This is a genomic window from Microbispora sp. ATCC PTA-5024, from assembly GCF_000511135.2.
Taxonomy (GTDB): Bacteria; Actinomycetota; Actinomycetes; order Streptosporangiales; family Streptosporangiaceae; genus Microbispora; species Microbispora corallina.
Genome location: NZ_KI866522.1, coordinates 42,454 through 45,367, shown reverse-complemented (window position 1 = coordinate 45,367; position 2,914 = coordinate 42,454). Strand labels below are relative to the sequence as shown.

General features: G+C 76.9%; 4 protein-coding genes. All 4 read right to left on the bottom strand.

The features are described 5' to 3' along the window. Nucleotides 1–344: MauE/DoxX family redox-associated membrane protein (locus MPTA5024_RS00210; RefSeq protein WP_332310590.1), on the bottom strand; the 344-nt coding region annotated here is incomplete at its 3' end. Next, nucleotides 344–856 carry a S26 family signal peptidase gene (locus MPTA5024_RS00205; RefSeq protein WP_198166895.1) on the bottom strand — a complete coding sequence of 171 codons (513 nt, stop codon included), beginning with the start codon at nt 854–856 and terminating at the stop codon, nt 344–346. The genes MPTA5024_RS00210 and MPTA5024_RS00205, both read right to left, overlap by 1 nt. 65 nt (nt 857–921) lie before the next feature. Beyond that, on the bottom strand, nt 922–1,107 hold the full coding sequence (locus tag MPTA5024_RS00200) for a hypothetical protein (protein ID WP_036318485.1): 186 nt from the start codon (nt 1,105–1,107) through the stop codon (nt 922–924). Between the two features lie 58 nt (nt 1,108–1,165). Next, nucleotides 1,166–2,914: ABC transporter ATP-binding protein (locus MPTA5024_RS00195; protein ID WP_036322584.1), on the bottom strand; the 1,749-nt coding region annotated here is incomplete at its 5' end.

Here is a 2,914-nt window from a genome sequence, read left to right as displayed (position 1 = left end):
AGGTGCCACGGGCCGGCCGGCGACCGCGCGCCGCCGAAGCAGGCGCAGCCCCGGCGGGCGCCTCGCCGTACGGCCAGGGCCAGGGCCGGGGTGAACGCGGCCAGCAGCGCCCCGGCCGCCGCGAGCCCGTAGGGCGCGGTGCCTGCGGACGGCAGCGACAGGGCCGTCGCGGCCTCCGCGGCCGCGATGAGGGCGGCCGCCGCCGAGGAGAGCCGGGCGCCGGGGATCCGGCCGATCTCCCGGACCGCGGCGGCGAAGGCCGAGGGGTGGCGTACCTTACCCGCCACGGCCGCCGCGAAGACCAGCGACAGGGCGATCCTCAGCGACAGCGCGAGGTGTCCCATCACGGCCTCCTTCCCGCCGTCCCGGCCCGCCGCGCGAGCACGCCGACGACCACTCCGGCCACGGACGACACGGGCACCAGCCCCCAGGTCCGGGAGTCGGCGCTCGACGCCGCGTCCCCGAACACCACGAGGCGGCCGGGCGGCACCCGCCCGGCGCCCACCGCGGCCCGTGCCGCCTCAGGGACGGGGTCTCCGCCGACCGCCACGACCCTCTTCACCAGGTACGGCCTGACCTGCGGCGGCGCGATCGCCCAGCCCGGCGGGGGCAGGAACACCACGGCGTGCCCCCGTACGGGCGGCAGCCGGGCCGCGAGCAGGCGGTCGCCGTCGCGGTAGGCGGGGGCCATGCTGCTCCCCCGCACGGTGACGACCAGCAGGTGCCGGCGCGCGAGCGCCGCCGCGGCCACGACGGCGAGCACGACGGCGAGCACGAGGGTGAGCGCTGCGGTGGGCACGACGGGGGGCACGACGGGGGGCGCCGTCGTGGCGAGGACCGCGGGCAGAGCGGTCACGACGTCCTCCTCTCCCCCGGTCCCGGCCGGAGGCGTGGGCCTCCGGCCGGGCGGGGACGGCCGGTCTACTGGCAGTAGTGACTGACGGAGACCCAGTCGCCTGAGCAGGCGTGCCCGCACCAGGTGGTGTAGCACGAGCGGCCGGGAGCGATGACGTTCTGCTCGGTGTAGCAGTAGTAGTCGCCGCAGTGGTAGGCGCGGGCCTCCACGGACGGCAGGACGCGGGTCAGCAGTGCGCGCAGGGCGGACATGGTTCCTCCTTCGGGTTGCGGATGTGTTCTGCGGTGGCGGTGCCTGGGACGGGCGGGCTCACCTCCCTCCGGCGGCCGACGGCACCTGGCGGTCCCGGTAGCCGCCCGCCTGCAGCGCGAACAGGCGGGCGTAGACGCCGCCGAGATCGATCAGGGCGGCATGGGTGCCGCGTTCGGCGACCCGGCCACCGTCCAGGACGACGATCTCGTCGGCGTCCCGGAGCGCGTTGAGGCGGTGCGAGACGAGCAGCGCCGCCCGGCCGCGGCTCAGCTCCATCAGCCGTTCGTGCAGGGCGTGCTCGGCCTCGGGATCGAGGCCGGCGCTGGGCTCGTCGAGGATCATGAGGTCGGCGCCGGACCGCAGAAACGCCCGGGCGACCGCCACCCGCTGCCACTGACCTCCCGACAGCTGGGCGGCGTCGCGGTCGTCCATCCCGGCGAAGACCCTGCTCAGCAGCGTGTCGTAGCCGCGCGGCAGGGCCGCCAGCGCCTCGTCGATCCCCGACGCCCTGGCCGCGCGGCGGACGGCCTCGAGGTCGTCCAGGGCGTCGAGCCGACCGGCCCCGACGTTCTCCCGGGCCGTCAGGTCGTAGGCCACGAAGTCCTGGAAGACGGCCGTGACCCGCGACCGCAGGTCGGCGGCGTGGGCCTCCCGCACGTCCCGGCCGTCCCACAGGACGGCGCCGCGCTCCGGCTCGTACATCCGGCACAGCAGTTTGACCAGCGTGCTCTTGCCCGCCCCGTTTACGCCGACGAGGCCGATCCGAGCGCCGCGCGGGATGACGAGGTCGACGCCGCGCAGCACCCAGGGCGCGCCCTCGCCGTACCGGAACCACACGTCCCGCAGTTCGACGGCGCGGCGCAGGGGCGCGAGGGGGGCGGACCCGGCCGGCGGGCCGGCGGGCGGCTCCTCGACGATCTCGCGGTACGCGCCGAAGAGCAGCAGCGCCTTATACGCCCCCGCGACCCCGTCGGTCGCCGTCGTCGCCGCTCCGTAGACACCCGTCAGGGCGGCGAGGAACAGCGCCACGTCGCCGAGCGTGATGCGCCCGGCCGCCGCCTGGGCGGCCGCGGTGACGACGCCCGCGACCGTGACGGCTCCGGCCAGCAACTCGAGGCCGGTGTGGGTGCGGGTCAGCCGCCGTTCGAGGCGACCCTCGGCGTCGCTCGCCGCCCGGGCCTCGGCCAGCATCCGCTCGCGCAGGAATCCCCCCAGGCCGAACAGCCTGATCTCCTTGGCGGCGCCGACGTCGGTCAGCAGCATCTGGTACGTCACCTCGCGCCGGACCAGCGGCGACAGCCGTACGGTGAGGGCGGCCCTGCGCCGGCCCGCCCCGGTCTGCAGGATCGCGGCGGGCACGGCCCCGGCGAGGACCACGAGCACGCTCGGCGGCCAGACCATCAGCAGCGTGGCGAGGAATCCGGCCCCCTGGACGGCCGCCCGGATCAGCCCCACGGCCGAGCGGGTGAGCTCTCCGGGCGCCTGACCGCCCGCCTGGGTGGCCAGGCGAAGCCGGTCGAGGTACGCGGGGCTCTCCAGCCGGGCGAGCCCGACGTGCTCGTTGATCCTGCGGAACAGCCGGTCCGCCGCGACGAGCCTCGCCGACCGGGCCAGCGCGCCGGACAGGTAGGACGCGACCCCGCGGTGCGCCCCGGACAGCAGGCCGGCGGCCGCGAGACCGGCGGCGGCGACCGCCACCCGGCCCGTGTTCCCGGCCGGGCCGCCGGCCAGCGCGTCGATGAGCCGCTTGGTGAACCAGGCGGACACCGGCGGGAGCAGCCCCTCCAGGACCGCCAGCGCGAGGAC